The sequence below is a fragment of the Paenibacillus eucommiae genome (genome assembly GCF_017874215.1).
GTDB lineage: Bacteria > Bacillota > Bacilli > Paenibacillales > NBRC-103111 > Paenibacillus_AI > Paenibacillus_AI eucommiae.
Map to the genome: position 1 here is coordinate 15,008 of NZ_JAGGLB010000055.1, position 26,002 is coordinate 41,009.

Annotated in this window: 27 protein-coding genes and 2 pseudogenes; 5 read left to right on the forward strand and 24 right to left on the reverse strand. The window is 43.4% G+C overall.

Annotated features, from left to right (window positions below; all coding sequences use genetic code 11):
* Window positions 1-156: 156 nt before the first annotated feature.
* Complete coding sequence (locus tag J2Z66_RS40265) at window positions 157-942, reverse strand: class I SAM-dependent methyltransferase (RefSeq protein ID WP_209979406.1); 786 nt, start codon at window positions 940-942, stop codon at window positions 157-159.
* A gap of 350 nt (window positions 943-1,292) precedes the next feature.
* Between J2Z66_RS40265 and J2Z66_RS40270 the strand changes: the two genes are divergently transcribed.
* Complete coding sequence (locus J2Z66_RS40270) at window positions 1,293-1,769, forward strand: YfbM family protein (RefSeq protein WP_209979408.1); 477 nt, start codon at window positions 1,293-1,295, stop codon at window positions 1,767-1,769.
* Between the two features lie 144 nt (window positions 1,770-1,913).
* Window positions 1,914-2,324: a hypothetical protein gene (locus J2Z66_RS40275; RefSeq protein WP_209979410.1), complete on the forward strand. Its 411-nt coding sequence runs from the start codon at window positions 1,914-1,916 to the stop codon at window positions 2,322-2,324.
* Window positions 2,325-2,662: 338 nt separating this feature from the next.
* On the opposite strand, the gene J2Z66_RS40280 is transcribed toward J2Z66_RS40275, so the two are convergent.
* The 7 genes from J2Z66_RS40280 to J2Z66_RS40310 all read right to left on the reverse strand — a co-directional run bounded on the left by J2Z66_RS40280 (window position 2,663) and on the right by J2Z66_RS40310 (window position 8,855).
* Window positions 2,663-3,124 carry an EVE domain-containing protein gene (locus J2Z66_RS40280; RefSeq protein ID WP_376774563.1) on the reverse strand — a complete coding sequence of 154 codons (462 nt, stop codon included), beginning with the start codon at window positions 3,122-3,124 and terminating at the stop codon, window positions 2,663-2,665.
* Window positions 3,125-3,156: 32 nt separating this feature from the next.
* The gene (locus J2Z66_RS40285) at window positions 3,157-3,702 is read right to left on the reverse strand and encodes a DinB family protein (RefSeq protein ID WP_209979462.1); all 546 of its coding nucleotides are present in this window, start codon (window positions 3,700-3,702) and stop codon (window positions 3,157-3,159) included.
* A gap of 65 nt (window positions 3,703-3,767) precedes the next feature.
* Window positions 3,768-4,715, reverse strand: a complete 948-nt coding sequence (locus J2Z66_RS40290) for a helix-turn-helix transcriptional regulator (protein WP_209979412.1) — start codon at window positions 4,713-4,715, stop codon at window positions 3,768-3,770.
* Between the two features lie 767 nt (window positions 4,716-5,482).
* Complete coding sequence (locus J2Z66_RS40295) at window positions 5,483-6,016, reverse strand: HAD-IIIA family hydrolase (RefSeq protein ID WP_209979414.1); 534 nt, start codon at window positions 6,014-6,016, stop codon at window positions 5,483-5,485.
* 1,100 nt (window positions 6,017-7,116) lie between these two features.
* Window positions 7,117-7,584 (reverse strand): hypothetical protein, encoded by a 468-nt coding sequence (locus J2Z66_RS40305; protein WP_209979415.1) that lies wholly within the window; start codon window positions 7,582-7,584, stop codon window positions 7,117-7,119.
* Between the two features lie 749 nt (window positions 7,585-8,333).
* Complete coding sequence (locus J2Z66_RS43660) at window positions 8,334-8,468, reverse strand: hypothetical protein (RefSeq protein ID WP_281068946.1); 135 nt, start codon at window positions 8,466-8,468, stop codon at window positions 8,334-8,336.
* 129 nt (window positions 8,469-8,597) lie between these two features.
* Complete coding sequence (locus J2Z66_RS40310; protein WP_209979417.1) at window positions 8,598-8,855, reverse strand: dihydrofolate reductase family protein; 258 nt, start codon at window positions 8,853-8,855, stop codon at window positions 8,598-8,600.
* Between the two features lie 535 nt (window positions 8,856-9,390).
* On the opposite strand from J2Z66_RS40310, the gene J2Z66_RS40315 reads away from it, so the two are divergent.
* The gene (locus J2Z66_RS40315) at window positions 9,391-11,529 is read left to right on the forward strand and encodes a PrsW family glutamic-type intramembrane protease (protein WP_312895026.1); all 2,139 of its coding nucleotides are present in this window, start codon (window positions 9,391-9,393) and stop codon (window positions 11,527-11,529) included.
* Between the two features lie 15 nt (window positions 11,530-11,544).
* Window positions 11,545-12,045: a hypothetical protein gene (locus J2Z66_RS40320; RefSeq protein ID WP_209979418.1), complete on the forward strand. Its 501-nt coding sequence runs from the start codon at window positions 11,545-11,547 to the stop codon at window positions 12,043-12,045.
* An 858-nt stretch (window positions 12,046-12,903) separates the two neighbouring features.
* Here J2Z66_RS40320 and J2Z66_RS40325 read toward each other — a convergent pair.
* From J2Z66_RS40325 to J2Z66_RS40365, 9 genes are all read right to left on the reverse strand, one after another.
* Window positions 12,904-13,395 carry a P-loop nucleotide/nucleoside kinase family protein gene (locus J2Z66_RS40325; RefSeq protein ID WP_209979420.1) on the reverse strand — a complete coding sequence of 164 codons (492 nt, stop codon included), beginning with the start codon at window positions 13,393-13,395 and terminating at the stop codon, window positions 12,904-12,906.
* Between the two features lie 631 nt (window positions 13,396-14,026).
* A complete protein-coding gene (locus J2Z66_RS40330; RefSeq protein WP_209979422.1) occupies window positions 14,027-14,578 on the reverse strand; it encodes a dihydrofolate reductase family protein in 552 nt (183 codons plus the stop codon).
* Between the two features lie 338 nt (window positions 14,579-14,916).
* On the reverse strand, window positions 14,917-15,384 hold the full coding sequence (locus tag J2Z66_RS40335; protein WP_209979465.1) for an SRPBCC domain-containing protein: 468 nt from the start codon (window positions 15,382-15,384) through the stop codon (window positions 14,917-14,919).
* A 73-nt stretch (window positions 15,385-15,457) separates the two neighbouring features.
* Window positions 15,458-15,796, reverse strand: coding sequence for a DUF1801 domain-containing protein (locus tag J2Z66_RS40340; protein WP_209979467.1), 339 nt, complete (start codon window positions 15,794-15,796; stop codon window positions 15,458-15,460).
* Complete coding sequence (locus J2Z66_RS40345; protein WP_209979425.1) at window positions 15,796-16,419, reverse strand: TetR/AcrR family transcriptional regulator; 624 nt, start codon at window positions 16,417-16,419, stop codon at window positions 15,796-15,798. The genes J2Z66_RS40340 and J2Z66_RS40345 overlap by 1 nt, the downstream gene beginning before the upstream one ends.
* Window positions 16,420-16,684: 265 nt before the next feature.
* Window positions 16,685-17,254, reverse strand: a complete 570-nt coding sequence (locus J2Z66_RS40350; protein ID WP_209979426.1) for a dihydrofolate reductase family protein — start codon at window positions 17,252-17,254, stop codon at window positions 16,685-16,687.
* A 95-nt stretch (window positions 17,255-17,349) separates the two neighbouring features.
* Window positions 17,350-17,496: a hypothetical protein gene (locus tag J2Z66_RS40355; protein WP_209979428.1), complete on the reverse strand. Its 147-nt coding sequence runs from the start codon at window positions 17,494-17,496 to the stop codon at window positions 17,350-17,352.
* A 4-nt stretch (window positions 17,497-17,500) separates the two neighbouring features.
* On the reverse strand, window positions 17,501-18,295 hold the full coding sequence (locus tag J2Z66_RS40360; RefSeq protein ID WP_209979430.1) for a Cof-type HAD-IIB family hydrolase: 795 nt from the start codon (window positions 18,293-18,295) through the stop codon (window positions 17,501-17,503).
* Window positions 18,296-18,820: 525 nt separating this feature from the next.
* Window positions 18,821-19,378, reverse strand: a complete 558-nt coding sequence (locus J2Z66_RS40365) for a DUF4362 domain-containing protein (protein WP_209979432.1) — start codon at window positions 19,376-19,378, stop codon at window positions 18,821-18,823.
* Window positions 19,379-19,765: 387 nt separating this feature from the next.
* Between J2Z66_RS40365 and J2Z66_RS43955 the strand changes: the two are divergent.
* Window positions 19,766-20,108: pseudogene (locus tag J2Z66_RS43955) on the forward strand (IS110 family transposase); the annotation flags it as partial.
* Window positions 20,109-20,392: 284 nt separating this feature from the next.
* Here the strand turns inward: J2Z66_RS43955 and J2Z66_RS40375 are convergent.
* The 7 genes and pseudogenes from J2Z66_RS40375 to J2Z66_RS40405 all read right to left on the reverse strand — a co-directional run bounded on the left by J2Z66_RS40375 (window position 20,393) and on the right by J2Z66_RS40405 (window position 25,796).
* Window positions 20,393-20,881 carry a DUF4358 domain-containing protein gene (locus J2Z66_RS40375; protein WP_245376208.1) on the reverse strand — a complete coding sequence of 163 codons (489 nt, stop codon included), beginning with the start codon at window positions 20,879-20,881 and terminating at the stop codon, window positions 20,393-20,395.
* A gap of 22 nt (window positions 20,882-20,903) precedes the next feature.
* Window positions 20,904-22,061, reverse strand: a complete 1,158-nt coding sequence (locus tag J2Z66_RS40380) for a DHHW family protein (protein ID WP_376774564.1) — start codon at window positions 22,059-22,061, stop codon at window positions 20,904-20,906.
* 5 nt (window positions 22,062-22,066) lie between these two features.
* Complete coding sequence (locus J2Z66_RS40385; protein ID WP_209979436.1) at window positions 22,067-23,473, reverse strand: MBOAT family O-acyltransferase; 1,407 nt, start codon at window positions 23,471-23,473, stop codon at window positions 22,067-22,069.
* 35 nt (window positions 23,474-23,508) lie between these two features.
* Window positions 23,509-24,195 carry a GDSL-type esterase/lipase family protein gene (locus tag J2Z66_RS40390; protein WP_209979438.1) on the reverse strand — a complete coding sequence of 229 codons (687 nt, stop codon included), beginning with the start codon at window positions 24,193-24,195 and terminating at the stop codon, window positions 23,509-23,511.
* Window positions 24,174-24,572: an N-acetylmuramoyl-L-alanine amidase family protein gene (locus J2Z66_RS40395; RefSeq protein WP_312895027.1), complete on the reverse strand. Its 399-nt coding sequence runs from the start codon at window positions 24,570-24,572 to the stop codon at window positions 24,174-24,176. Before J2Z66_RS40395 ends, J2Z66_RS40390 begins: the two co-directional genes overlap by 22 nt.
* A gap of 343 nt (window positions 24,573-24,915) precedes the next feature.
* Window positions 24,916-25,154: pseudogene (locus J2Z66_RS40400) on the reverse strand (polysaccharide deacetylase family protein); the annotation flags it as partial.
* A 351-nt stretch (window positions 25,155-25,505) separates the two neighbouring features.
* Window positions 25,506-25,796: a hypothetical protein gene (locus J2Z66_RS40405; RefSeq protein ID WP_209979440.1), complete on the reverse strand. Its 291-nt coding sequence runs from the start codon at window positions 25,794-25,796 to the stop codon at window positions 25,506-25,508.
* Between the last annotated feature and the right edge of the window lie 206 nt (window positions 25,797-26,002).

The window sequence follows — 26,002 nt, forward strand, 5'->3', positions numbered from 1 at the left end:
CTTACTATATTACGTCTGTCTGTCCTCAACACAATTCTAAACTATTTCAACTACCCTTACAGAACGGCTCGACGACCATAAATGAATGAATTATTGATCATAAAAAGTGAAATAAGCCACCATATGGCGGCTTATAAATCTATTTATAATTTTAATTTAACTTTTTCCAAGAATCTTTATCCATTTCTGTTTAAACTTAATTTCTCCGTTATCACTGAAGGGGAATAGACCTGTAATTACATTCTTTGTCTCCAATTCGAGCTCAATATCTTTTCTAATTTTTCCAGAAATGATATCATCTGTACAAGTTAATGTTAACCATCTTTCGGCGTTGATCGGAACTTCAATTGTTTCAACATCTTGGATATCCAAGTTATTTTCTTTGAACATTTTTACATACTCGGTTTCTTTCAGAGCATAGGTATGAGATGGATCCCGAAGTCTTTCGTACCGGTTATAGAGATTGTACAATTTATCGTTTTCAGGTGAAATCATATCAACGACACACACGCTACCTGATACTGCACTAACTCTACACATTTCATTAAGAACCATACTCGGACTTATTAAATGGTGAAAGGCTAATCTGCTGATAACTAAATCAAAAGTTCCATGATCGAAGGGTAATTGCTCAGCGTGGGCAATTTTGAAATCGATATTAGTTATGTTCATTCGCTTATTTTGCCTGATACCCTCATCAATCATATCTTGTGACAGATCAATTGCGTTTACATGATTCACAAATGGAGCGATGGAACGACTTAAAATGCCTGTACCAGATGCAACATCTAAGACTTTCATTTCCTTTTTCAGGTTAAGGCTATTGTGGATCCAGTTCAATAACTCCTCATTATTCAAAGACAATAACTTATTAGAAAATCCTCTTGCTTGCTTTTTAAATTCTTCTCTTACTACCTTTTCATTTCCTTCCAACATACTCATCTCAACTTGCTCCTCTCAACTATTCTCGGCTCGATTCATCTAATACTCAATTAGATGATTGTGGGAAATTATAGCACTTCTACACGTTTCTTTCAATGCCCCTTATTCAGCTTATTCAGCATCTCAAGCATAACTTAGGGTCAGCTCGTGGTAAGTTCTATCTTTTATAGAACCTGAGTGAGTCTAGTCCATTTGTCCATGAGACCTTTTCCCCTTGCCGGTCCCCCGTCCCCCCTTTATAGTAAAAAGAAGTACCAAAAATGGGTTATTTATGAACCCCGCGTTTACATAAAACCAGCATTTTTCTAGCAGCTACAGCACACTTGTCACAAAAGGAGAGGAATTAATCGATGGGCATGATTGGTTTGTACAAGGCAGTACCGGAACATCTGGTCAAGAAGCTGGCAGCGGGCGATCTCACTGTCGAGGAGCTGATTAGCTTCAGTGGAGAAGAACTGGACATCGACAAGGCATGGCAGGGAATTCACTATGTATTGACTGGAAAGATTATGGGCGGAGATCAGCCGCTGGGCAACGTCGTTCCGATGCTCGATGATCAAGGTATGGATTTGCATGATTTTGGTGCATTTTACCTTTACCCCGAACAGGTCAAGGCGGCGATAGAGGCTATCAGTGAGTACAGCCAAGAGCAGTTTTCAGCCAAATTCGAGCAAAATAATCCAATACAGGAGCAGGTCTATCCCGTAGGTTCGGATGAAGATTACCAGGAATTTCTTGACTACCTATATCAGTATTTCACTGCCATTCAGTCCTTCTACCGCAGCATTGCAGCAGCTGGAAACGGCGTTATCTTCTACATTGTCTAACTTTAAAGGGTCCCACATATTATACATGACTAATATGCGGAACCCTTATGTATAACTATCGAGTCCCGTTAGTGGAATAAAAAGTGTTGACTTGTATCAACAGTTCTGGGTTAGCAAGTATTGGAAAATCAGGAGTGAACGCTAATGAGCTGGGATGTTCTCATCATGAAAGAGAAATATGATTTCGACGCACCGGGGGAGAATCAACCAGATATTGCGCCTCTCGGCAAACGGGACGGAATCATCGCAAAATTGACGCAATGTATTCCTAATTTGGATTATCGGGATGAAGCGTGGGGAATCTTGAATGGCGAAGGTTACTCGATTGAGTTTAACACTGGAGACGAGGAGATTGTGGACTCCATTATGCTGCATATCAGGGGCGGAGGAACTGTGTTGGATACCATCCAATTGGTTTGTGAGACGCTGGATGCATATGCGTTCGATACATCTGACTGTGTCTATATTGATTTTAAGCAATCTGATCAAGCACAGGAATCATGGGAGCGATTTCAGAAGTACCGAGACAAAGTTTTAAACAAAGCGAAATGCTGAACTGGAAGATACTTACTGTAGAAATAAAGAAAAAGAAATTTCTCCGCTGGCGCCTGGCAAGCGTAATCCCTTTCGCCTTGCCAGGGCGCAACTTATCGTTTATTTCGTCTTTCCCCATCGTCCAACATCTTATCCAAGCATACCATAAATGGAAAATAGTCGACATTTTTCCAGTCAAGAAGAACTAAAAAAAACCTGAGACTCAAGGTCTCAGAGGTTCTACAATTCCTTCAATATATCCCCACACGCGCACTATCATTCATCCATCATACCCATAACAATATTTTTCGACCGTCAATTATGATACGGTTCTCCGCATTGTCTGTAACGGCAAGTTTTTAAAAACATTCTATCTGCACATTGCTCAGCATGGCACTCGCAATCGTCAGAAAGTCCTCCCGACCAATCTCAAATTGACCGTAGCGGAAGGAATACCCCCAATTTCGGTTCCCGCGAGTGAAGCTAAGCTGCTCTAATAGATCTCTAATCTGTACCTCCCGGCATGAAATATAGCGGATTTTTCTGCGGAATGGCACAAACGATTCGGACATCTGATATTCGTAGACTTTATCATCATCCACTTCCCCGATAGCGGTAAACGCTTGGAGTGGTGCCCCTTTCGTCATTTCTGTACGCGGGGAATAATAGATCAACCAATCGCCTGCCCGCATCTTACGTAAAGGTACTGACTTCCCGTGGCAGAACTGGGCGAATCCTCCCAACTCTCCACACTTCACGTGGGATGCGGACACGACACCTATCCAGAAGCGGCTTTGTTGACTTATTTCAACCATTTGCATATCTCGAATTCCTTTCCTTTTTCAATAAATATTTACGTCGCTTCCCGAACCAATCCTTGTTTTAAGTGGTCCAGCTGCAGAAGATGATGACGGTAGTGCATTTCGACAAGCAGAAACCATTCCTCCGCACACAGTCCACCGAATGACGGATGGGGCATTGTATTCTCTTTGGACGTTTTTTCAAGAGTCGGTTCGATCTCCTTCATTCTCTGGATAACAGTGTGTAACCCTTGAATTAGCTGCTCTTTGCTTGCTGGCTGCTCCGGCGTATATTGTGGGGAAGGCGGAACATGAATACGAATGGGCGGGAAGCTTCCTTGAGCAAATACAGCCGCACCAATCTCGGTTTTTTCCGTTCGAGGTACCAAGGGATCTTGGCTTGGCATCAGGCATTGATCAATATTACGAAGCTGCATATAAAGCGCCGAGCTAATGAGATGTTGAACCATCTGTCCGATTGACCACTCGTTATCACTTGGCTTTTCCTTCAACTGCTCCATATTGAATTGATCCAGTTCATGAATATAATGTGTGGCAGTTTCTTCAAAACGTTGTAATGCTTCTTTTGTTGTAATCATCATTGGTCAGCCCCTTTAGTCATCTTCTTATCTAAGTATACAAAAACGCTACTGACACCATTATGTCAGTAGCGTTTTAACGTTTTTTCCAATTCGTTTCTAACCCGATGTCGGAAGGATTCCGGCTCCAGCACAAGCACTCCGGCTCCCCAGCCAAGCACCCAATGCAGCAATTCCTCAGGCTGCCGAACGCGAAGGGTCACCAGCAAACCTTCCGCATGTTCCTCTATGGTTTCTATATAGAAGTTGTTCGATTCCCTTACCTTATCGGCAATGTCAGGTTGGACCCAGATGCGCACTCTGACGTTACGATCGTCTGGAGGCTGGTATACATCTAAATGAAAATCTGTTGGCAGCATAAATCTATCTTCCAGATCGATAAGCTCCGTCATTCGGGACAACCGGAAATGACGGATATCTTGACGCAATTCACACCATGCAATGAGTACCCATGATCCTTGATGAAGCACAAGTCCATAAGGAGCAACCGTACGAACACTTTGGCGGTTCCCATCAGCTTCAGCGAGTCTTTTGGAATAGCGAAAACTTATTTTCCTTTCCTCCAGTATCGTCCGACGAATCACTTCCAAGTATGTCTTCTCTTGTATTCGTGCTTTATCTTCAGCAGTTGCTAGCAAACGAAAGCTCTTGCGAATCCGGGATGCCCTACTACGGATCGGTTCCGGCAGTATGGCTTCAATCTTCCTTCTAGAAGTGCGAGACTTACTGCTATATTGGGTATCGAACCACTGCTCGATAAAATCTGTCCCAATGAGTAACGTCACGGCTTCTTCCACCGTGAAACTGACTGGCGGCAGGAAATATCCCTCCATTAAGGAGTATCCCTGCCCTGGCGCCCCTATGACGGATACGCCAGCTTCACTCAAAGCCTGAATATCCCTGTAGATAGTCCTCACGCTTGTTTCAAATATAGCGGCCAAATCCTCGGCTCGTAACAGTTCGTTACGCTGCAGCTCAAGCACTATGGCTAATAAACGATCCGTTTTGTTCATGCAGAGCATCCTTTACCGAGAGATTCGCTACCTTTTAAAATTCAAGATCTTCCTAATCCCCTTTTATAGGGTACCTTAAAACAGTATTTGCATGACATCCCTTTTAATTATTCTACTACAAATTGGGCTCAAAATATAAATTAGCTGTTGATATTTCCAGATAGACAAATGGTGCCGATAGCATTCGATTAAAATGTCAGCATTGTAACGCTATCAAACGTGTAAAATAGTGACGGTGCGGATAGGCTTTGACACGATTGCGGCGCCCTTCTACAGGTGGTATCCAGAAAACATTCGCTGATCCAAACAAACCAAATCCTGAAGAGCCTCTCCGTTTGATGCGTATATGTCTTAGGAAACCACTTTGCAGTAGATTCTGCATTCCCATGTTTACCCCTTTATTTCGTAAAGAAAAAGCGCAGAATTATCACTTTGAGCTTTTTCTAAAGGTTATGATTTTCAGGTAAATGTGACTTCAAACTACTTCCTCACTAGCGACACACAACACTCCACAAGTGCCGACTTCCAAAACTTATACACCAATCTGTAACTTTAACATTGTGGCTTCTACTCTCAACTCAACTTTCCGCTGTACCAGTATGTGCGATACGCATCACTGCGCATGATCATAAACTAAACTGACCTTTCGTAGAACAAGACTACCGATCAATGCCGGTAACCACGTCTTCTTTGTTTATCAAGCTATCGTGTTGTGTATTAAGCTAACGTTTCCCGTTAGCTTAAACCGTGATACCTATTCGTGATTGTTACGGCTTCTTAATTAGCCATCTTACTGCGTCTAAAAGATCCGTTGCAACAAAATCGGGTGAAGCCTGATCGTACCACTTGTGACGATAGGTTTCCAAAGACTGTTTACCCCAACCAGTCTCTACAAGGACTCTTTTGGCTCCAACCGCTGCTGCCGCTAGCATATCTGTCGAACCCACATCTCCGATTACAGCACAACAGGTCAGATCTAGTCCATGTTCATTCGCAGCTCTTAGAAGCAATCTAGGCAGTGGTTTATGACAATTGCAGCCCTCTTCTGGCTCATGAGGACATATATAAGAAGCATCGAAACCATAAGATTCAAATTGCTGAGTAAAGTCTATTTCCGTTGCAAGACCCTTGGCGATGTTGTGTTGATTGGTAAGGGCAAATATTTTAATACCATGTTCTTTCAATAAATTTAATGCTTCTAATGAGGAAGGGAATAGCTCAAAGTCGCGAGGATGAATGAAATGACCAGTCCCACCTATGGTTCCATCACGATCTACAAAAACAGCTTGAAGTGTCTGCAAAAATAATTCCCCCTAAACAATGTATTGTCCATAATTTGGGATTTGACAAATCATTGAGTTATCTTGCCTGTTAGCTTAATGGCTCTATAACCATACACTTCGGCAATCGGTCTATATTCTTGGTATGTATCGGCAATCGGATCATATTCTTGACATGGAGAAATGACAAGAATATGATCCGATAAATTAAAAAAAGCCACCATGTAGGCGGATATTAATTGGACTATGTTCTTGTCATCCGACAACAAATCTGCCTACATTAATGACACAAAGTTCCCTACATTTCCAAAAAAACCACTGCGTTACAAAAAAAACACTGCGAAAAACGAAAACGGAGGATATAGCTACATCGTAACCGTGCCCTGCAGGTCCGTTAACCCAGGGCAACCCGCTAAAGACATAGTGCATAAAACTCGCCTCCAAAGACCTACGTAGTTTCGTTTTTCCCTCCACTATAAATATAGTTTATATAAATAACATCGTAAGGTTTTCTAAGTGATCGTCTTGTTTTCCACTTATGACTACATGACCTGTCACTCATTCTGTACAAAACACTGATTTCTCTTCCGTTTGATGATATCGATAAAACCTCAAATTTAGCATTATTACTGATAATTCTTAAAGTATCCCCTATTCTAATTGGAAATGGCTGAAATCAGATGTAATTAACAACGTCTTTTATCACACGGTTGCAGAAATTCGCACAAACGTAAAACAGTTCATGGACGAAGTAATAATAGTACCTTTGACTATTATTGACCGCCCTTGTGTCAGATACTAAATAGATTTTCTTTAGTTCAACTTATATAGAGTCTTTCTTTTAGTTCATTTAGGCGCTTTTCAAGTTTAATTTATTCATTTGATAAGTCAACATCATGATTCTGTGAATATTCCGTAAGTTCCATTGTTTTTTTCCAATTCGACTAGTATTTGTTTGTCATAATCCAAATTAGCCATAGGCATTATCCTCCTTTAAAGTATTTTTTATGACTCTGTTTTATAATATGTTATTTTTGACACTTCTAAAAGATATCTGATTATAAGTGGTTAAATATTGAGTGGAGACAAGTACAATTGGATTGATGACCCTATTACAGTTGTTACCTAAGATATGTCATCTTAATATCTACAAGGGTATCCAAATTGATTTCAATCCTCATATCTTCATGTTCATTAATAGCAATTAAAGTTTTATCTTTGATACTTAATTTTTTTATAGGATTTGTTTCATCAAAAAAGATACCCCAAACCAAATTGTCATTTGCATCTGTGCAAGCAATGAAGCCTTCATTTCCCATTTGCCCATCCCCGCCATAGATTTTACCGCCTTGATAGTCAATACTCGTCCATGCATCAACCATTGTCCAGCATTCGGCGTCATATTTTTCAATACTCTCAATAGTTGTATCACACTGGGGAGAACAGTAAATTTTGCGCTCATTGTTGTTAGGATTGTAATATTTCGCGACATTTAAAATGATTATGTTGCCATTTGGAAAAGCAATGCAATTAATTCCAGGCAACTCACGTTGTTCAGCAGACCAATGTTTCATTATTAAGTTGTTCATAACTTTATCCCTTCAAATTTTTTCGCAAAAGTTATAATATACTTTCTAATACCATAAATCAGAAATCTTTTGTTCTAGGGGGTTTACGATTTTCGAAAATCTTTAAAGTTGATAAATAGTTGATAAATATTTTTCCTTGTTTTTATAATATTATATAACACATTCGCACTACCCACACGCTGATTTCTTTTGCTACCTAAAATATAAAATTAATACCTAGGCTTCCGCACAGTCAATTAGTTATGAGCCCACGTAGCATGAAGTACGTTTAAATTTAACATGATGAATACCTATTTAAAAGGAGTGGAAGTCAATGATGTTTATACTACAACCTCAGGTGTCCATGAGACAACCACAATATCCCCCACCTGCATTTATCCCCCCCCAAACCCGATGTTTCATATGTCGTTGATTGTTTATATCAATACACATATGTCTGGCTGCTGAATGGAGACAATTTCTGGTTTTATCCAACTCGTGTAGAGTACGGTGAAGTTTCAGGTTATAGGTGGAATGGAGTATTTTGGATGTTTTATGGCATTGATCCAAGATTTATTGATGCTGTAGCGTGCCCCCCTATTCCTACCCTTTACTGAAGTTGAATATTGTGTATGTAATTGCCACTCATTTTATTTACTTTTACACGACCTCCTCCTGATAATGGGAAAAGGCAGCCGATCTAATCTACATCGGCTGCCTTCCTTGTTTATTGAAAGTTCCCGTTAGATCAGAATTCACATATCTCTACATTACATGATCGTAATGCCTTTCTTCGCAATTTCCGAATTATTTGGTTCTCCGCCAGTTGGTGCCGGAAACAGCTCGGCAAGCATCGAAAACTGCTGGTTTACAACGTCGTATTGCTCCGATGCTTCCAGCAGCAACCTTCCGACTCCCAATTCCCAAGGTTCACCCTACAGTCATGGCTTGGCAATTTCCCGCAAAAAGTTGGCGGTTTGCCCCAGTGCTTCAACAACAATAAATTCCCTTGCAGTTGGCCTTTTAATCCAACATCAATTGGTCTCCCAACCATTTGATTGCGAGAAGCCGCTGCCCCCTCCAAACAAGATACGTATAATGCCAATTTCCAATTCATCCATGAGACCGGCCTTTAACAATTGCTGGCCAACGTTCGGGCCGCCCACTACTGCTAAGTCTTTTTCTCCAGCGGATTGTTTGGCTTGCTGAATAGCAGCTTCGATAGTATCTACGAACGTAAAACTTATACGGCCATTTTTGTTTGGTTTTCTCTCAGGCGCTTCGGTATGCATCGCTCTCTTGGTACCCAGGGCAGTCGGCTTTCTGCATACGTCCGCTATCCCTAAACCTCAAGTTGTAGTCGCTGAGTGTGTAATGAACCAAACTTCCAGGAACCTTCGGCATCTTTTCACACCATCGGGAAAGCCCCCAAGTTCTTGTCAGCCGACAGCTTTTATCGTGGTGGGAATGGCCCCAATTTCTGTTTTTTATATTTTTTTCCTTTTTTCGCATTCCTTTTTGCTCATAGTTTCCATGTTTCCATGTACTGTTTTTATATCTTAAGCCTTGTTTTCCGGTTTTTTTATCGACATAATCCATCAAGATTTGAGACCAGCGCCTTTTGTCACGTTTTATAATAATGTCTATAATACTAGTATCCCGCGAAAAATAGGTTAGGTACATGCAGCGGGTATTACTCTATAATGCTCCGTTCCGATCGATTGGTGACCATGGTTTTAATGAATTTATTTATTTACTCATGGCCGGACCGTCGTCAAGGGAGACGTCCCGCTCGCACGAGGTCGGCTTTCAAAGGAGGCTACCGTAGTGAATACGATCTGGTCCATTCGAACCGGTATTCGGGATTTCCTTGAGGCTATCTATCGAACTTGCCAATCTTGGATTGAGAAATATCCATTAATTAAAACTGTGTATACGATTTTTTCCTGGTTGTCGTTAATCATGTTTGTTATAAGCTTATTTTTCGTTAAAGAATCGCGTACCATGATGGTTCAATATTTATGGTCGTTTTATGTGCTGCTGCAATTTTGGTTTCTGTGTCGAAGCAAAACGATGCCGTGGAAGCCAGTCATTCTGTTCGTTCTTGCAGGGGTTTTTCTTGTCGTACCGTTCACGACGCTTACGGTCAATTCTCTCCACGTGCTTTTCGGTGGAAAAACATCTGACACTTGGTCTGTTGCCGTGATCACACCCATTTTCGAAGAATTGTGGAAACTCCTTCCGCTAGGCATATTTCTGTTGTTCTCACGTCGAGCTTCCGCCTTGAGTTTAAGCGATTACACGCTCATCGGTGGGGCGACCGGCGTCGGCTTCCAACTGATGGAGGAGCTATCCCGAAGGTGGCTTAGTTCCGGCATTCTTGAGAAAAAGTTCGGCTACAGCTTTACTATGCTTGGCGGCGAAACGATCCATTGGGACTTTTTCTCGTTGTTTCCTGGGCGCTTCGAAGAAAGTTTGTTTCCAACGCTTATGACCGTGGGTCATCCCGTACATACCGCCATGATCACACTTGCGTTGGGAATTGCCTATCGGCTGCGGATAAAACTGACGAAATGGGTTTTTCTGCTCCCAGTCATCATTTTGCTTTGGTCCATCCTGGATCACGCGGCTTATAACGGCCAACACAAGTTGATGGGCTGGGTGTTCCGGCTTCATGATTGGACCGGTAGCGGATATAAAACTCAGCCGGTATTCCTGCTGATGCTAGCCGCATCGCTCATTGCCGATTACTGGTCGCTGAATAAAATACGAAACCGCCTTCCGTCGCTACCGAACGAGTCGCTTCTTAATCCGTTTATCGAGCTGTGGAATATGACTCGCTCTTTTTGTCTGGACCGGGGAAAATTCATATATTGGCTCGGTTTTTACCGGGAGCGCAGGGAACTGGGATTTCATTTGCTCTACGGAAACGAGGAAGCGGCCGACCGGCAGGAGCCTGTCCGAAAGCGGGTGGAAGTTCTTTGCCAGGCGCTGACCGGACTCGCGGTAATTCTGCTTGTTGCCGGACTGTTGGCAGGCATTGGGGCTCATACGGGCGGAGGGGAAACCGCATGTTTCGCCTGCATGTTCGATTCGCTGCAAAATTGGTGGGACCGGCTGGAATGGTATGAACAGGGTGCAATCATTTTCGGGGCCCTTGCCTTGTCGCTGCTCTTCGTCGGATTCTGGCCGGCTTTAGGCATCGCGATGACGGCGGCGGGCATAGCCGGGAGCGGACATGAGATTGCTGGTTATATCCGAAATCCGAAGAAGCTGCTGACTCCCGAAAATATGCTTTCCGTGATGGTAGGCATTGTAATTAGCCGAATCCCGTTTGGCAAAGTGCTAAGATGGGCGGGGAAGAAAGGGCGCCGCTATGTGGTCAAGCTTCTAGATAAGCTCGGTTCTCGAAAGCCAGATGTCGACGTACCGGATAAACCGAAACTTCCGAAGAATGACGGCAAAACGGGAGATCTTAAAACTGAAGAGGTTATTGCTCCACAGAGTGGTAAAGCAATTAAGGTTTATACAGATGGAAATACGATAATACCAGTTGATAAAATTGAGAAATATTTGAGAGGCAAGGTCAACGTTAATATTCAAGAAGTAACAAAAGAACTTCGAGAATTAAAACAATTAAGACAAACCCAAAGAAAGGTATTTGATGAAGACCCTCGAAACGCCGAAAAAATTAAAAAACTTGAGAAAATGAAACATAATTTTGACCGTTCGGATGATATGAGACAAAAACTCGAGTCGATAGGACTTAATGATACAATAGAGAATAACCAGTCCATTGCAAAACATTTATTAGAAGTGGGTAAACAGATAAACCCTGAAAATACATTGGACTTCCCAAGTGTACTAGAAGGTCATACTGGAAAACTAAAGGTATTAACAACATGGAAGATGGTTGATGGAAAACCATATTTATCAACTATTAAGTTAATCCCAACAACAATTTAGTTACGGAGGTGTAGTATGGAAAACAATAAGCAAATAGATAAAGCAACAGCCTTGGATAGAATTGTAAATTATGAGGCGTATATTTCCAGTATGAATCATGACCAATTAATTGCGATTGTAAACAGTTTAGAGAATTTTGAAGAAGTCGCTACTGCTTTAACAGAACTATCAATAAGGGATAAGGAAAAAGCATCACCTTTCTGCTATAAGATACTGGAAGAAAACTTGGGGGATGAGTTTCTCCAAGCAGTTGCATTTAATTTGCTATATGAAGGTGACCATGAAAAAGCTATGGAGATAGTTAACAAAAATATACTAAGTGCTCCTGCGGCAGTATTAGGTGCAATAATGGACAACATATCCACTGATAGTTTACAACCATTTGGAAAGTCACTTTCATCAGAGTTTCTAAATTCAATTGTAGACAGATATTTAGAGTTGAGTGATGCTGACAAAAAACGTATTCTTGAGAATTATGAGTGGTTCCAGGAATCCTATAAAAACAAACTTTTGTAACAATGTTCTAATAGTAAATACAAAAATCGTATGATCTTTATAAATTGAAACGCTGGATCGATCCAGCAATAAATGCAAAAGAAGAGCTGTTCGCATAACGAAGTCATTTATACTACTTAGTGTAGCAATGGAAATTTTTGATAATGCGATCATAATAAAGTGGTTGTTAAACAAATCTATCCTTTAGCGCAATGAGGCTGCCGCTCAACGCCGGTAGCCTCGATCCAATTGTTTGTTCAACTATCAATACTTCCTGCGCAAGATCCTGCGCGACATGTTCACCCACACAAAATGGTAAGAGTGCGAATGCGGCTACACCCAAACCAGTATGGTTTTACATTATTTGCGCTATTAGTTCATAAAATGGATTATCCTTACCAAGGAGAGTCCCCTTGATGTGAAATAATAACAGGTCACGGTCTATACTAATCTTTTGACACAAATTTTATCATTGCAGCAACTAAACAATGCTTTCCAAAAAACGGTTCTGTCTACAAAGGGTGTTATCAAAAAGGGATACATAACCGTTCCATTGTTAATAATTGCACCACCAATCCTTTCATCATCCCACATGATCCAAACCAATAAGAACTCCCCCTTTATGCATCTAGTTAAATTGTACAACATTTAAGCAAATGCTAAGGTACGTCTGTCCCGTCCCTTGATTTCCCATTATCAATTCAAGAAAAGTTTGGATTACGTACTTTAATGTTTTTCTAAAAAGATGTGATTTAATTTGAGAAGATTATAATTTCTATACCTATTTGAAGTAAACTGCCCTTTGGCTCAAAGAAAATGGAGCAGATGCCGGATCGCATTCTACTCCATGGATGCATTGAACTAAAGTGTCCCGTTAGTTCAATCGTCGGAAGGTTCAAGTTCCTCTTGTGAAGGTGGCTCGAATATTTGTATCCATTCTTTAAGTTTTGCTTCGGGGACGAAAAAAGTTCCCTCAGGATGCATAGCATTTCTGACTTCAAGACGTTCAAACAATACTTCTTCAGGCACTTCAACAAAATGAATTTGAAAGCCAACTCCTAAGTCTTTCGCTCTGGAACGAAACCCATCTCGTTCACTTCGACTCCAGAATCCAAAATCTAAAATAACGTCAACACCAAGAACTAAAACTCTAGCTGCAACGTCCCACATCAGGGATTCCACTGAATCATGTCTAGAATCATGCATTTTTTCTTCAGATTCCGTCATGTTATCCTCGTAATCATGCCCAAATAAACGAATGTGCCAGTCATCCGGAGTAAGGCGAAGTGCTGAATATTTCATTTCGAGTTTACGAGCCTTAGTTGTTTTACCACTACAAGGAAGGCCAACCATTAAATGAAGGGTTGTCACGGGAAACCACATCCTTTTCATGAAACACTCATACAAGATCTGAATTAAACTGTCCGTTACTTCAATGAAATAGGGAGCAATGCCGCGGCTGTTTGCTCCCAGTTCTGGTTGAATTATCGTGTCACGTTAGCTTAATGATGGGTATGCCTACCGTTTGGCTCTATTCCTCTGTTTTAATTATTGAATTAAGTTCTTCCAGTTCAGAACTCATCCACTTAACCTCCACTTACACTGGTCGTGTTCTCGGTTCATTTTACCATATTTTTGCATCCTAAGTTATTTCACATAACTGCCCGTTAGCACACCGATGCTACCGATCCATGCCGGCAGCATCGTTCTGATTGCTTATTGAGTTATAGTGTCCCGTTAGCTGAACAAACTGATGTAGGGTTGTCTGTTTCCTTCGCTCATCGTATTGACCTCCTGCTCCACCGGTAGGCAGCTTGTCACAACAGGCGGCTTAGCGGAGGAAAGGTCAGTCTGTCGCCACATTAACTATATCCTACCCTACCAGGTTGGAACAGAGATGCTCCTCGTGATATAAACGAAGCAGCCGACAAATGTTGCAAGCTACATCTTGTGCTCATATTATTCGTCTGGCAGTGCCAAGACGCGGTTATCAGCCAAGCAGTCAACGAACGGGTGTGTAGCGGAGCAGCACGACGCCAGAACCGAAAGGTTTGGTCCCGGTCAGCTTCAGGTCCAGTCGATCACGAATTCCCTCCAACAATTGGGGACCACGTCCGGCAACGATGGGCTGTACCAGGAAGTGATACTCATCCACCAATCCCAGTTGTGCCAGGGTGGAACCGAGGCCGGGACCGCCATTAACGAGTAAGCTCTTCCCTTCTGCCATAAGCTGTGGCACCTCTTCGGAAACAGGCCCCTTCAATAAGAAAGAGTTCTGCCACGACACTTGATCCAGCGTCCACGAGACCACGTACTTGGGTTTCCGATCGAGCTTGCGTGCGAAGTCGACCAAGTATTGAGGTCCGGCGCCGCTGCTGGCTATGGCTGGCCAGGCACTTTCCATCAACTGATAGATTTCGCGCCCAAAAAGCAGACCGTCGGACTGGTCCATCATGTCCACCGAATACTGGTGGAGCTCCTCATCTGCAATCACCTGCGTATGGTCACAGCAACCGTCCAGTGTCACATTCATCTGCAGGATTAAACGTCCCATATTCAACCTCCTTTCTGTCTATACTTTATCAAAGAATAGCAGGCCCGGTTTCTTATAGATTGCTAATGTGCACAGTTCAGGCCCGACCGAATACAACTTCAGGTTTAACGTAAGATGGTAAATTTAATAATTATGCCCATTAGTGCAATGCTTCTCCTCTTACTTTATCCCGTGGGAATCGGACAATGTTCTTGTCCGATTCCCTACTCTTTGTCCTCAAAGAAATTGCAAACCCCACAGTAAAATGAACTGTGGGGTTAGGTGGATTTTTAATTGGGCAACAGCTGCCAGCAGTGTCCGCCAAAAGTTCCCGACGTTTTTGTTTAAGATAATCTAGGTCAATGACTTCTGTTGTGTGGTGACATGAACGCAATCGCGCCTTGCTCAGCGCCAGAAGTCAGAGAGCCTTGAAGGGCTTCAGCAGAGACGTATTCCGTGCGCATCGTCAATTTGGTTTTGTCGCCTTCAAGCTGTTCAAACGTGTCGAAAATGACGGATTCGTGCTCGTTAAACGGAGTAATATCGAAAAAATCATTCGTATAGTTCAGTCGCTCGGGCTTAACGATTTCGCGGTACGTTCCGATAAAAGGAAACTCCGTTCCATCTGGGCCCAGCTGAACGTAACGATACGTGCCGCCCTCTCGTAAATCGATCTCGCAAGCATGGAGGGGCATGCCGTCATGTCCCCACCATCGGGATACGTGCTCCGGCTTTGTCCAGGCTTCCCATACAAGCTCCCGCGGAGCATTGAAAATACGCTCGACGATTAGTGCTTGTCCTTCAACTCGCGAAGTTGCTTTGTTGATTCAGATTGTTATCCATGAGAATCCTCCTTGCTTATTGATGGGAACCATGCCCCACGATAAATGTGAAAGTTTGCTACAGAGTGCTTGAAGCCTGAACCAGAAGATCAGACAAGAGACCGTAATCGGGTGTATCCTCTTTACGGATTTTTAGCCATTTCCTCTCGTTTGGCCCTTCAAATCCTTTCGGAAACGTAAGGCCGGAAGAATTCATGATCATGAATGCAATGGCATCCTTCGATGGTGATATAACCGCCGCATAATGCCCATGTTTCAGGAAATGCGGTTTCTTGTATTGAATGCGTTCTTCGGCTTCCGGAATAACCTGATGTACCATCTGGCGTAGTTGGTTGCTGACCTCGATTTGCCATGGTTGACTAAGGTTCTCGATAAATGCGGAAACTTCCTGATTCATCATTTCTTTTGCAGCTCCTTTTCACAATTTGTTTTGGAAAGAGTTAGAGACCTGACGAAGATTTTCACGTTCTCTTGTATGAACTGATCGAGACTGATACCGGGATAATTGTTACCAGCTTCCAAATCGTTAATGAACGCGCCATATTGAGCCATCATGAATGTAAACGCCTGCATGGTGGGGTTCGTACAAGCTATTTTTCCTTTCTCGCTCATCGTAATGAAGTAATCTGTCAGAAAAGTCAACAGTTGGCGAGGATGCTGCAGTCGACGTTCTTTAAAGCCGGGGATATGGACCTCATCTTTTAAGGCGATCAGAATCAGCTTTCGATCTCGGTTCATGATGTCATGATATTTTTTGCTGATGGTTAGTAGGTCGACTTCTAACTCCCACACAATCTGCTCGTTGAAGAGCACTCGCATCTCTTCGGCATACTGAAATCGTTCAAGGGCGGTTTCCAGCAAATTTTGCTTGCTACCGAAATGTCGAAAAAGCGTCTTTTCGCTTAAATCTGCAGATGAGGCGATTTGCTCCGTCGTGACGCCGTGGTAGCCTTTCTCCGAAATTAGGTCGATCGCAGCCCGTAACAATTTCTCCGCGCTCCCTTGCTTAGTTTGACGCATGATCAACTCCCTTTCTGTAGATTACATTTGTCTGTCAGTGGTGACTGACATAATAATATTCCAAATTTATCCTCCCGTCAAGAGGTCTCACCTCGCTAAAGAAAAAAAAGACCACCAAGTTAGGTGCTCTAACAAATAAGGTTCAGTTCGATTTACTACAGCGAATTTCGCGAAGCACTTGCTGAGCAGGCTGCCTGATGGCAGCCTTGTTCTGGTTACTTATTGTGCTATAGTACCCGTTAGTGGAACACCTTGTACGGCACGGCTATTTCTCCAACTCACAGCGGGCCGCGATAATGCCCGACTTGAGCGTTCGGCTGGACAGCAGCTTGAGCCTGATCTTCTCACCGTCGCCGTGGAATGCCGATTTTCCGCCGCCCAAGATGACCGGACAAATCGTCAGCAGGAATTCGTCAATCAGGCCGAGCTCAAGCAACGTCTTCGCCACCCCCGGACTGCCGAAGATAACGAGATTTTTGCCAGGCTGCTCTTTGAGCGCCCTGATTTCCTCTGCGATATTGTCCTTGATCAGCATCGTATTGTTCCATTCCACAATGTCCATCGAGCCGGAAATGACGATCTTCTTAACATCCTGCAGCCATTTGGCATGCTCCATACCGTGCCTCGACGCATTCGGATTGTCCAGCACCGTGGGCCAGTAGCTCTCCATCATCCGATACGTCGTGCGTCCGTATACGGGAGAGCCGACTTCGGCTACGACCTCCTCGGCGTATTTCTCTAATTCCTCGTTGTACGGAATCCAATCTAGTCCTCCGTTCGAATCCGACGCATACCCGTCCAGCGACACATGCATGAACAATACGAGTTTTCTCATGTTTGCTTCTCCTCCGATTTCGAATTTAGTTGTTCGATTTTTTGGCAGTAGGCCTGTGTTTCGTCCTGCTCTTACGTTCACTATAAATCATTACGTTACGTAAGGGTCAAGTGTAAATCTGAATTTTCTTCGAAGACAACAATGTTGCGCAAATCTGCCCGATAGCTCAACAGACTGCCGATCTGCCGGCAGCCTGTTGTCGTTGTGCTAAAGTTCACCATTAGTTGAATCATTATCTGCAAGTGATTACACCACAAATCTCTCAATTGCAACAGCAACACCATCATTATCATTTGAATCGGTTACGTGGGCTGCACAATTCTTTAGTTCAATTATCGCGTTTTCCATTGCGACCGGAAATCCGGACATATGGAATAGGCCTAAATCGTTAAAATCATCCCCGAATACCATTACATTTTCTGATTTTACTCCGATATCGCTTAACACCCATTGCACGGCTTTTTCCTTTGAGGCTGATATATGCATGATTTGGACCAATACTCCTTCATCGGTTGCGATTGCATTCACATGGTCACCGAATTGCTCGCATATATCCCTCCATGTGCCGCATCCTAGAACCAATATTTTGGTCGGGGAAAGTGAACTCATATAATCTTTATCAACAACCTGGGGTTTCGGGTCATTCGAGAGGATACCTAATTGAGCGCATTGGGAGTCGGGAACTGGTCTACACGTATACCATGAATCATTAACCTCATATGAGATTATCGATTGAGGTACTCGTAACTCGATGAATTTGTTAATTTGTTGGCTAATCTCCATAGGGATACTAATGTGCCACTCATTTTGCTTAGATTTGCATGTAACTAAAGCACCGTTGTAATAAACCATGTAGTCTACAAAAGGGAATCTCTTCAAAAATTGATTAGCCGCTCTAGGCGGTCGCGCCGTGGCAATAATAATATGAATTCCAGAATCAAAACATCTTTTAACAGCCTGATAATTCCTTGGAGATATCGATTTATCACTACCGAGCAGGGTTCCGTCCAAGTCCAGTACAATTGCCTGAATTTTTGACATCTGTATCCTCCCCACAAAATAATCTAAATTGGTAAAATAATACTGCGTAATAAAGGTATTGTCAACAGAAAAGTTGTATTATCCTCCCCGTTCGTTCAGCTCCTCCGTGCTGCTGAGCAGGTACAGGCATCACTAGTTTAATGACCGACTGTGGTTAACGATTTATGTTCTTGTCCTCCGAAATCCAATGTGAAATCTTTGACGTTATCCGAGCACGATCTAACAGAGCAACTCCTAGTCAAAACCTGTGAACGTCTTCTCCGTCGCTTCGCAGCGTGATGGAATGCTATTTCGCAATGATAAGACAGGCGGTGAGCGCGGCAATCAATGTAAGTTCTTGTCCTCTAACAATAACCACCTCCTGTCGAAGGACAAGAACTTACATCGATTATGTAGACTACCTTACTGTTTTTATTTAAAGACCCTGTTAGTCTTGATTGTTGATTTTCGTGCAATGGGAAAAACCGCACCTATTACTGAGCGGTTAATTCTGAACTACCGGCGTAGTTATGTGTTTTATTGTGCTTATTGGCTGCCCTGCTCGGCTTTCGATACTATGTTCGTGAACCAGAACGTATTACTGGTTTCAGTATCGCATCCGGTTAGCTTGTAATGGGAGCCTAACTCCTTGTCCTCCTCGAGCTCAATACCTCGGCACACCGTCCTCGGACGACCTGCATCGCTGCCGAACCTGTCCCTCGAGTTATCGTACGTATACGTAATCACCTCAGCCCCGTCATAGACCAGCTCATAGAAGATCGGGTCACCTTCAATCGTATACTGCGTAATACGCACTTGATCCGGCACGCCCACGTCTAGATTCGCCAGAAACAGCTTCCACTTGTCGAGATTGTACATCTTCCCGTGAACGTTCACGATATCGCCGTTCTCCGCTGCTTGGTCAGCATCATAAGGGTCAGACACAGCGGGGAACGCTTTCGGCTTCGCTGGGGGCGTAACCGTCTCCCCCGGTGCAGGAGCAGTGGAAGGATTGGTCGTATTGTCACTAGGTCTGCCCGACTTCTCACTGCAGCCCGATAGCAACACCAATGCAGCCGCTAATGTTAACACCCATTTGATCATGAATTATCACCTCACATTTAAGAACGTTACAGCGAGTATGATTGTTTCAGTCGCACATGCGCTGTTGTTTCTGCAGCTACCGTCGTGTTGTATTGAGTTAACGTTCCTCGTTAACGTAATGCTCTTTGTTCGATATACAGTGACAAAAACTCTTTATTTACGCGACATTTAATGGAACAATGTTTTTGAGTTCCGACATATGTCGGATCCGACAAGTCGCCTGCGTATTCATTTAGACTCAATAATTGCCGAAGCGTCACTTTTGGCTGCCAGCCTGAAACACAAGATCCAATCTCTCCCTAATGGGAAGCACTCATAGTAGATTAATCCTATTCTGGTTGTTGCACCAGCCTCCAATCTTGACAGCCGAAGAAAGGACTGCTTGACATGGATGTAATGATTGAACGGTCGTGCGGTATGGATGTCCACAAGGACAATATTACGGCATGTATCATGACACCTGAAGGAAAGGAGATTCAAACATTCTCGACTACAACTGTTTTCCTGCTTAAGCTAGTGGATTGGATAAAGCTGCACGGATGTTACTCATGTGGCCATGGAGAGTATGAGTGTATACTGGAAGCCAATTGTGAACTTATTCGAAGCAGAGGATATAGAATTTTTAGTTGTCAACGCTCAGCATATGAAAGCAGTACCTGGGCGTAAAACCGATGTTAAAGATGCAGAGTGGATTTGCCAGCTCCTTCGTCATGGATTGATTAAAGCCAATCTGAATTGTCCATCAATCCAAAATAAATGTAAATTGGAAAACGAGTTCTCCGGCCAGACGCTCCTTCTTAACGATGATACGACGAGCGCGGCTACAATTATCCGCTTTATACATATACTCGTTTTAGTGAACCTGCCGCTCATGCAGTTTCTGTGGATTTAGAACCTGGTCGGCCATCACCTGTGCAGCTGATTTGCAGACGAATGTTCGGACATTCTGCAAACGACCAATGCGGTTCCGATGGCTCCCCATACCCCCTAAATAGAGGAGCGGACTATCTCCTGTTATTTAAGGGCTTCGTCAAACGCACTTTCGATTTTCTCGGCATCCTTGGAGACCGTAAACAAAATATATAGACCTTTGACCTTTAATACATGCTTTTCAACGAGGTAAAATTGCTCGGGACGGTAGTCTTTCAACTTGACCTCTTGACCCTCGATTCTTTTCATGATTTTTTCCTTAACGATTTCCGCTTGATTCTCTTGTTTCACTTTGATAACGGCCAGTTCATTCGCTTCCACGTTCGATTCTGCCGTATACAGCACAAAATCCTGAACTTCATCTGCATCGAGATGATATAGCTTCTTAAGCCTGTTCATATCCCCTTTTTCCATATCTTCCATAGAAGCCACTTGCTTGATGCGTTCCTCAATTGTATTGAGAGGAACGTCCTTGGCGTCTTCGTTCTTGCCGGAACACCCGATCAAAATGCCACATAAGATCATGACGGTAGACAGGACAAACAAGTATTTAATTTTCATTCCAGTAAGCATCGTTACTGACCTCCTTTTTGAATTATTCCACGGAATTCGCTAATGTTTTAATTGATGGATCTTCAAAAAATGTAGTAATATTATACAAAATCAATATGTCGTGGATTTGCCGATCTTCCGTAAGTTTCAGTACATCCCCATCATAATATCTGAGGTCTATCACATCAATTTCGCTAAAATGCGGTGTTAAAAAAGGTATCAAGCTGTTTGCATACGAATCTTTGACAATAAGCAGCCTTCTCCCTTCCGTATTGCCGGTTGTTATTCGGATCAAGCCATGATTCCCATTGAAAAATACAGTGTATTTATCCTTCTTGGCGAGATTATCCATGACGTACATCGAATCCGTACTTTGCTTTTCGTCAACATAATCCACGGAAATGGTCCCTGGTGTCTTTGGATAATAAAGCTCAATAGAATCCGGTTGTATGTGCCTAAACCCGCTTTTCGAATACAAAGATCCATAGAACTGACTGGTGACTTGACGAATGTTGAAATCATCTTCGTTCTTAGGTGTAAAACCCATTGGCTCGCCCAGCTCCCGATAGGCAAGAAAAGCGCCTTTGGTCGTCCAGTGATGGTCTGTTTTATAGTAGATCGATTGCTCCTTGTTTGCCTCTAACGCGGGGTATACATCGAAACATCGAATGTCCCCGAGAAGAGAATCCTTTATCTTTTTCCAATAGGCCATCTCATCACCACCGGAAGCATAAGGCGGCAATTTATCCTCAAGTACGGCAGCGCCCGTCGGCACCAGCATCATATATTTGCGTAGACCAGGCGTAGCATTATCAAATGCTTGAATGGCTTCCACCTTGTCTTCCAAATCTCCTTTTTCGGGAGGAGAAAATTTTTGAATCAGGTACCCGTCCTTGCCGATGTAAACCCCGTTGCTCTCTTTTTTCCCCATTCCCTGGTCCGCATCGGATTTTAGTGCAATCCAAAAGTCCCTCTCCATAAACTGATCCGATAAATACGATTCAAATTCCGAAGTAAACTTGCCTGATACTAATGTTTCAAGCGAGAATTTCGGGAGCTTCTGCAGCATTCGGTTCTCTGATTCGGAAAATACTTTACTCGGGGTCAGACAATTGACAACCAATACCGCTCCGGTAAACATCAGCAGTAAAATGGCGAGTGCGCGATAATATACTTGGTCGAATTTCTTCAAATAAATCACCTCCATTAAAAGCGAAAGTATAAGAATGGATTGTACGTTGCATTGACCAGATAAGCTGTTGACGCCACCATAAAGATGAAGTAGATGGCGGAAGCGGCAATCGATCCGAATCGGGCAAACTTGGTTCTGATGTGTGTTAGTGCTTTACTGGGAAACGGCGTGGCACAAAACACCAAGAGCAGCAGCAGCAGGGCGTTCGTCGACAGATCGTAGAGCGACCGGTTGTCCACAAACCCATTTGCTCCAGCGCCAAACATCGTTCCGATGAATGTCATAGCTGTGGGCAAATGTTCAATTTCGAAAAATACCCAGCCGATGATCACGATAATTAGGGTGTAGACGTGGCTTATAAAGGCTGGCATGCGCTGAAACCATTTCAATAGAAATAGCTTTTCGATTGTGACAAAAAGACCGAAATATAAGCCCCAAATGATAAAATTCCAGCTCGCTCCATGCCACAATCCGGTTATAAACCATACAATCGTCAAGTTTCTCAATTGTTTCAGCATACCAACTCGGTTCCCACCGAGCGGGATGTAGATATACTCACGGAACCAGGCACCGAGCGAAATATGCCACCTCCGCCAAAATTCCGTAATACTCTTGGAAATATAAGGATAGTTGAAGTTCTCCATAAATTCGAACCCGATCATTTTACCTAAGCCCCGCGCCATATCCGAATACCCGCTAAAATCGAAATAGATTTGAAACGTGAAGGCGACAATGCCGAGCCAGGCGGAAAGAACCGACAGCTCCCCCGCAGGCACCGCTTTGACGCTTGCCCACAGCAAACCGATATTGTTGGCAAGCAGCACTTTTTTAGCAAGTCCTCTGATAAACAGTTCCGCCCCTTCGCCAAAACGGTCCAACGTCACTTTGCGGTTAACAAGCTGCCCCGCAATATCTCCGTATTTAACGATCGGTCCCGCTACAAGCTGCGGGAACATCGTCACGTAGGCGCCGAAGGAGATCAGGTTCTTCTGAACAGGCACCTTCCTCCGATAAACGTCGATTATGTAAGACATCGTTTGGAATGTGTAGAAGGAGATTCCCACCGGAAGCGGAAGATCTGCTGCCTGTAAGTGCAGGTTAAACAACGAATTGATATTGTCGAAGACGAAACCCGCATATTTAAAGAAGCCCAGAATTCCCAGGCTTCCAATCATAGATACGATCAAAACTCCCCGTGCAATCTCCTTACGGTGCCTGTATTTTTCGATCAGTATCCCGTTCACATAGTCGAATACCGTCGAGAAGATCATGATGAAAATATAGACAGGCTCGCCCCATGCATAGAAGATCAGGCTTGCGACGAGCAGAATGGCATTTCTAATCCTCATGGGCGAGATATAGTAGATCAGAATTGTGACCGGCAGAAAGAGGAATAGAAATATGAGACTACTAAAGACCAATCCCCATCACCCCCAGTTGTTGACCTATTTGCATGTTATTTCACTCGCTCTTTCAGCAAATCCAGCATACGTGTATAAAACTCCGGTTTAAAATGAACGCCGTCCGAACTGTGCAAATTTGGATTGTCCGCAAATATGGAGGATAAATCGACAAATCGGACTTGCTTCTTGCTCGCCAGCTCTTTTAAACCTTGGTTGTAATCATTGATATTTTTGTAGCGTACTTCAACTTTTTCAGCTTCCGGCGTAACCGGCGTAACCGGTAAAACTGTTATGGATGCCTTCGGAAGCTTCTCCTTGATGCTGTCGATCAATTTGGCGTAAAACTTCAGCGAATACTGCTGGGGATTATCCGTAATTTGGGACGGCAATAGGATATCATCGGATCCCAGCATGATAAATACATGCTGCGGATTGCGCTCTGCCAGCTTATCGACATCTCCACCCTCCAGAGATAGCTCGGTAGTCGTTCCGGCACCTGCCACTACATTGAACTCGTCCAAAATGTCATGGTAGGATAGCCCCTCTGTAATCGAATCTCCCAGAAATACGCTGTGTTGAAAAATCGTTTTATAGGATGTATTGTTTGACTTCTCCAAGGGAGCCGTTTCATTGACTTGTGCCATAGGCGTCTCGCTTTGCATATTTTGCCCATTCCCACATGCTGCCAAGGCGAGTGCGATGCTGCCTATAAATAGTGTTAAAATGACTTTTTTATACATGGATCATTGTCCTCTCTTAATTTAAATTTAGGTACTCCTTTATGCCCTCCAGAATAGAAGCAGCTTCGGCTTTGAACATCTTCTGTCAGCATCGCTTTCTCTTCCTGCGGATTCGTTACATATCCCATCTCGATCAAGGCGGCCGGCATGTCCGTTTCCTTCAGGACAAAACAATCTTCATGCTTCACTCCCCGGTCCCGAAACCCGCTTGCCTGAACTAAATGTCGTTGCATGATATCGGCCAAGGATAGCGAATTCTCATGGTAATAGTACGTTTCTGTGCCCGACACGCCAGGGTCCTCGTACGTATTGCCGTGAATGGATATAAACAGATCCGCACCCAGATCATTGGCGAATTTCGGCCTTTCCCGGTCCACCGATCGTTTCGAACGGTCTTGCTGTTATTTGCTGCCCCCTCTCCCGAAAGGGGTGCTGTATAGCACAAACTCTCCTCCTTCTGAAAAAAGTATAATCGGGCAAGGTCAAGATAAAGTGCAGATTATATCAAAGTGATTTATAGATTTTGGCTGTAATGATAGATAAAAAGGAGCCGTTCAACCGAGATTCACATGGACCCTCGGGACAGCTCCTACTTCCAAAAATCTGATTCAGTGCCGCGCTGTGGCTATAAACGATGATCCTTCTGAAAATTCAGGTGAAAATGTGCGGCATCCGTATAAACGCCAAACCGGTAACCTTTTTTCTGATAGAACGCGATAATTGCCCTTCTTCGTACAGCTTCTTATATTGGTGAGTCATACTGTGTCCTCCGACATAATGCCCCTCGCGTACAGCACGCTTCACGTCCTTTGTAAACTTTTTCACTGTAATTGGCTTCCTTGCATGAAAAAAGTGGCCTTGACGCCATGTTGCCATAACACGTCGAGAAATTTCCCCGTCAAATCGCTAGGACCGTAGTCAAGCGTTAAAAACACGATCTTCCCTGTTGGCCTTAGATCTTCTTCAATTGGGCTAATCTTACCGGGTTTTACCGAGGACTGCCCGCCAGCAAGCGTTGTTCCATGCTGCTCTGAACCCGTCGCCCGATCAAATGGCATCCATCTCAGAAAACAAAAACCGAGCAGACAAAGGCAGCCAGCAGCACGACACGCAATATGCGTCTCTTCGCTCTGGAATTCCTTTCGTATTTACCCCGATCTAAGTTCGTTCCTGCTGTCATGTTCAATCCATCTCCTCTCATTCTCAATAAGAAGTTTAATAGAGAGAGATAGAGAAGAAGTGCAGATGAAATGAATGTCACTTAAAAAAAGAAAAGCACAGAACCGAATTCCGCACTTTCTTCTACTTTTCTACACTTTTTTATTCAAGTGTCTGTTCATGATTAAACCTTCTATGGTGATTGGTTTGCCCTCTTCGATCCAAGGAGTGATGAACGGGTTATCGTTATAAAAATCTTCCACGTTGATGAAGCTGTAGAGCGGGATCTTTATGGTGCGACCGGAAAAAGCAGGGTAGTCGTCCATAGAGTCCAGCCTGATCTCCATGTAAAAATCGTCGGTATTTTGCAAATTGCCCCGGGAGTCCAATGCCGCGATCCAGGTGTTATGCTTTTGATAAAAGTCTTGTTCCAGCTTCGCCATTTCCTGTGCATTATTTCACGTAAAATATTTATTTTCATCTTCTACAATCAGTATTGTTCTTGACATGTGACAACCTCACAACTTTTTTTCTAGAACCCAGAGCGTAAAACTCATGGAACTACCCATGTACACTATATTTGAATTTTTGAAACTAATCCTCAGCATGGATCCACTGTAGAATCTCCAACGAGGACTGTATGTATGAT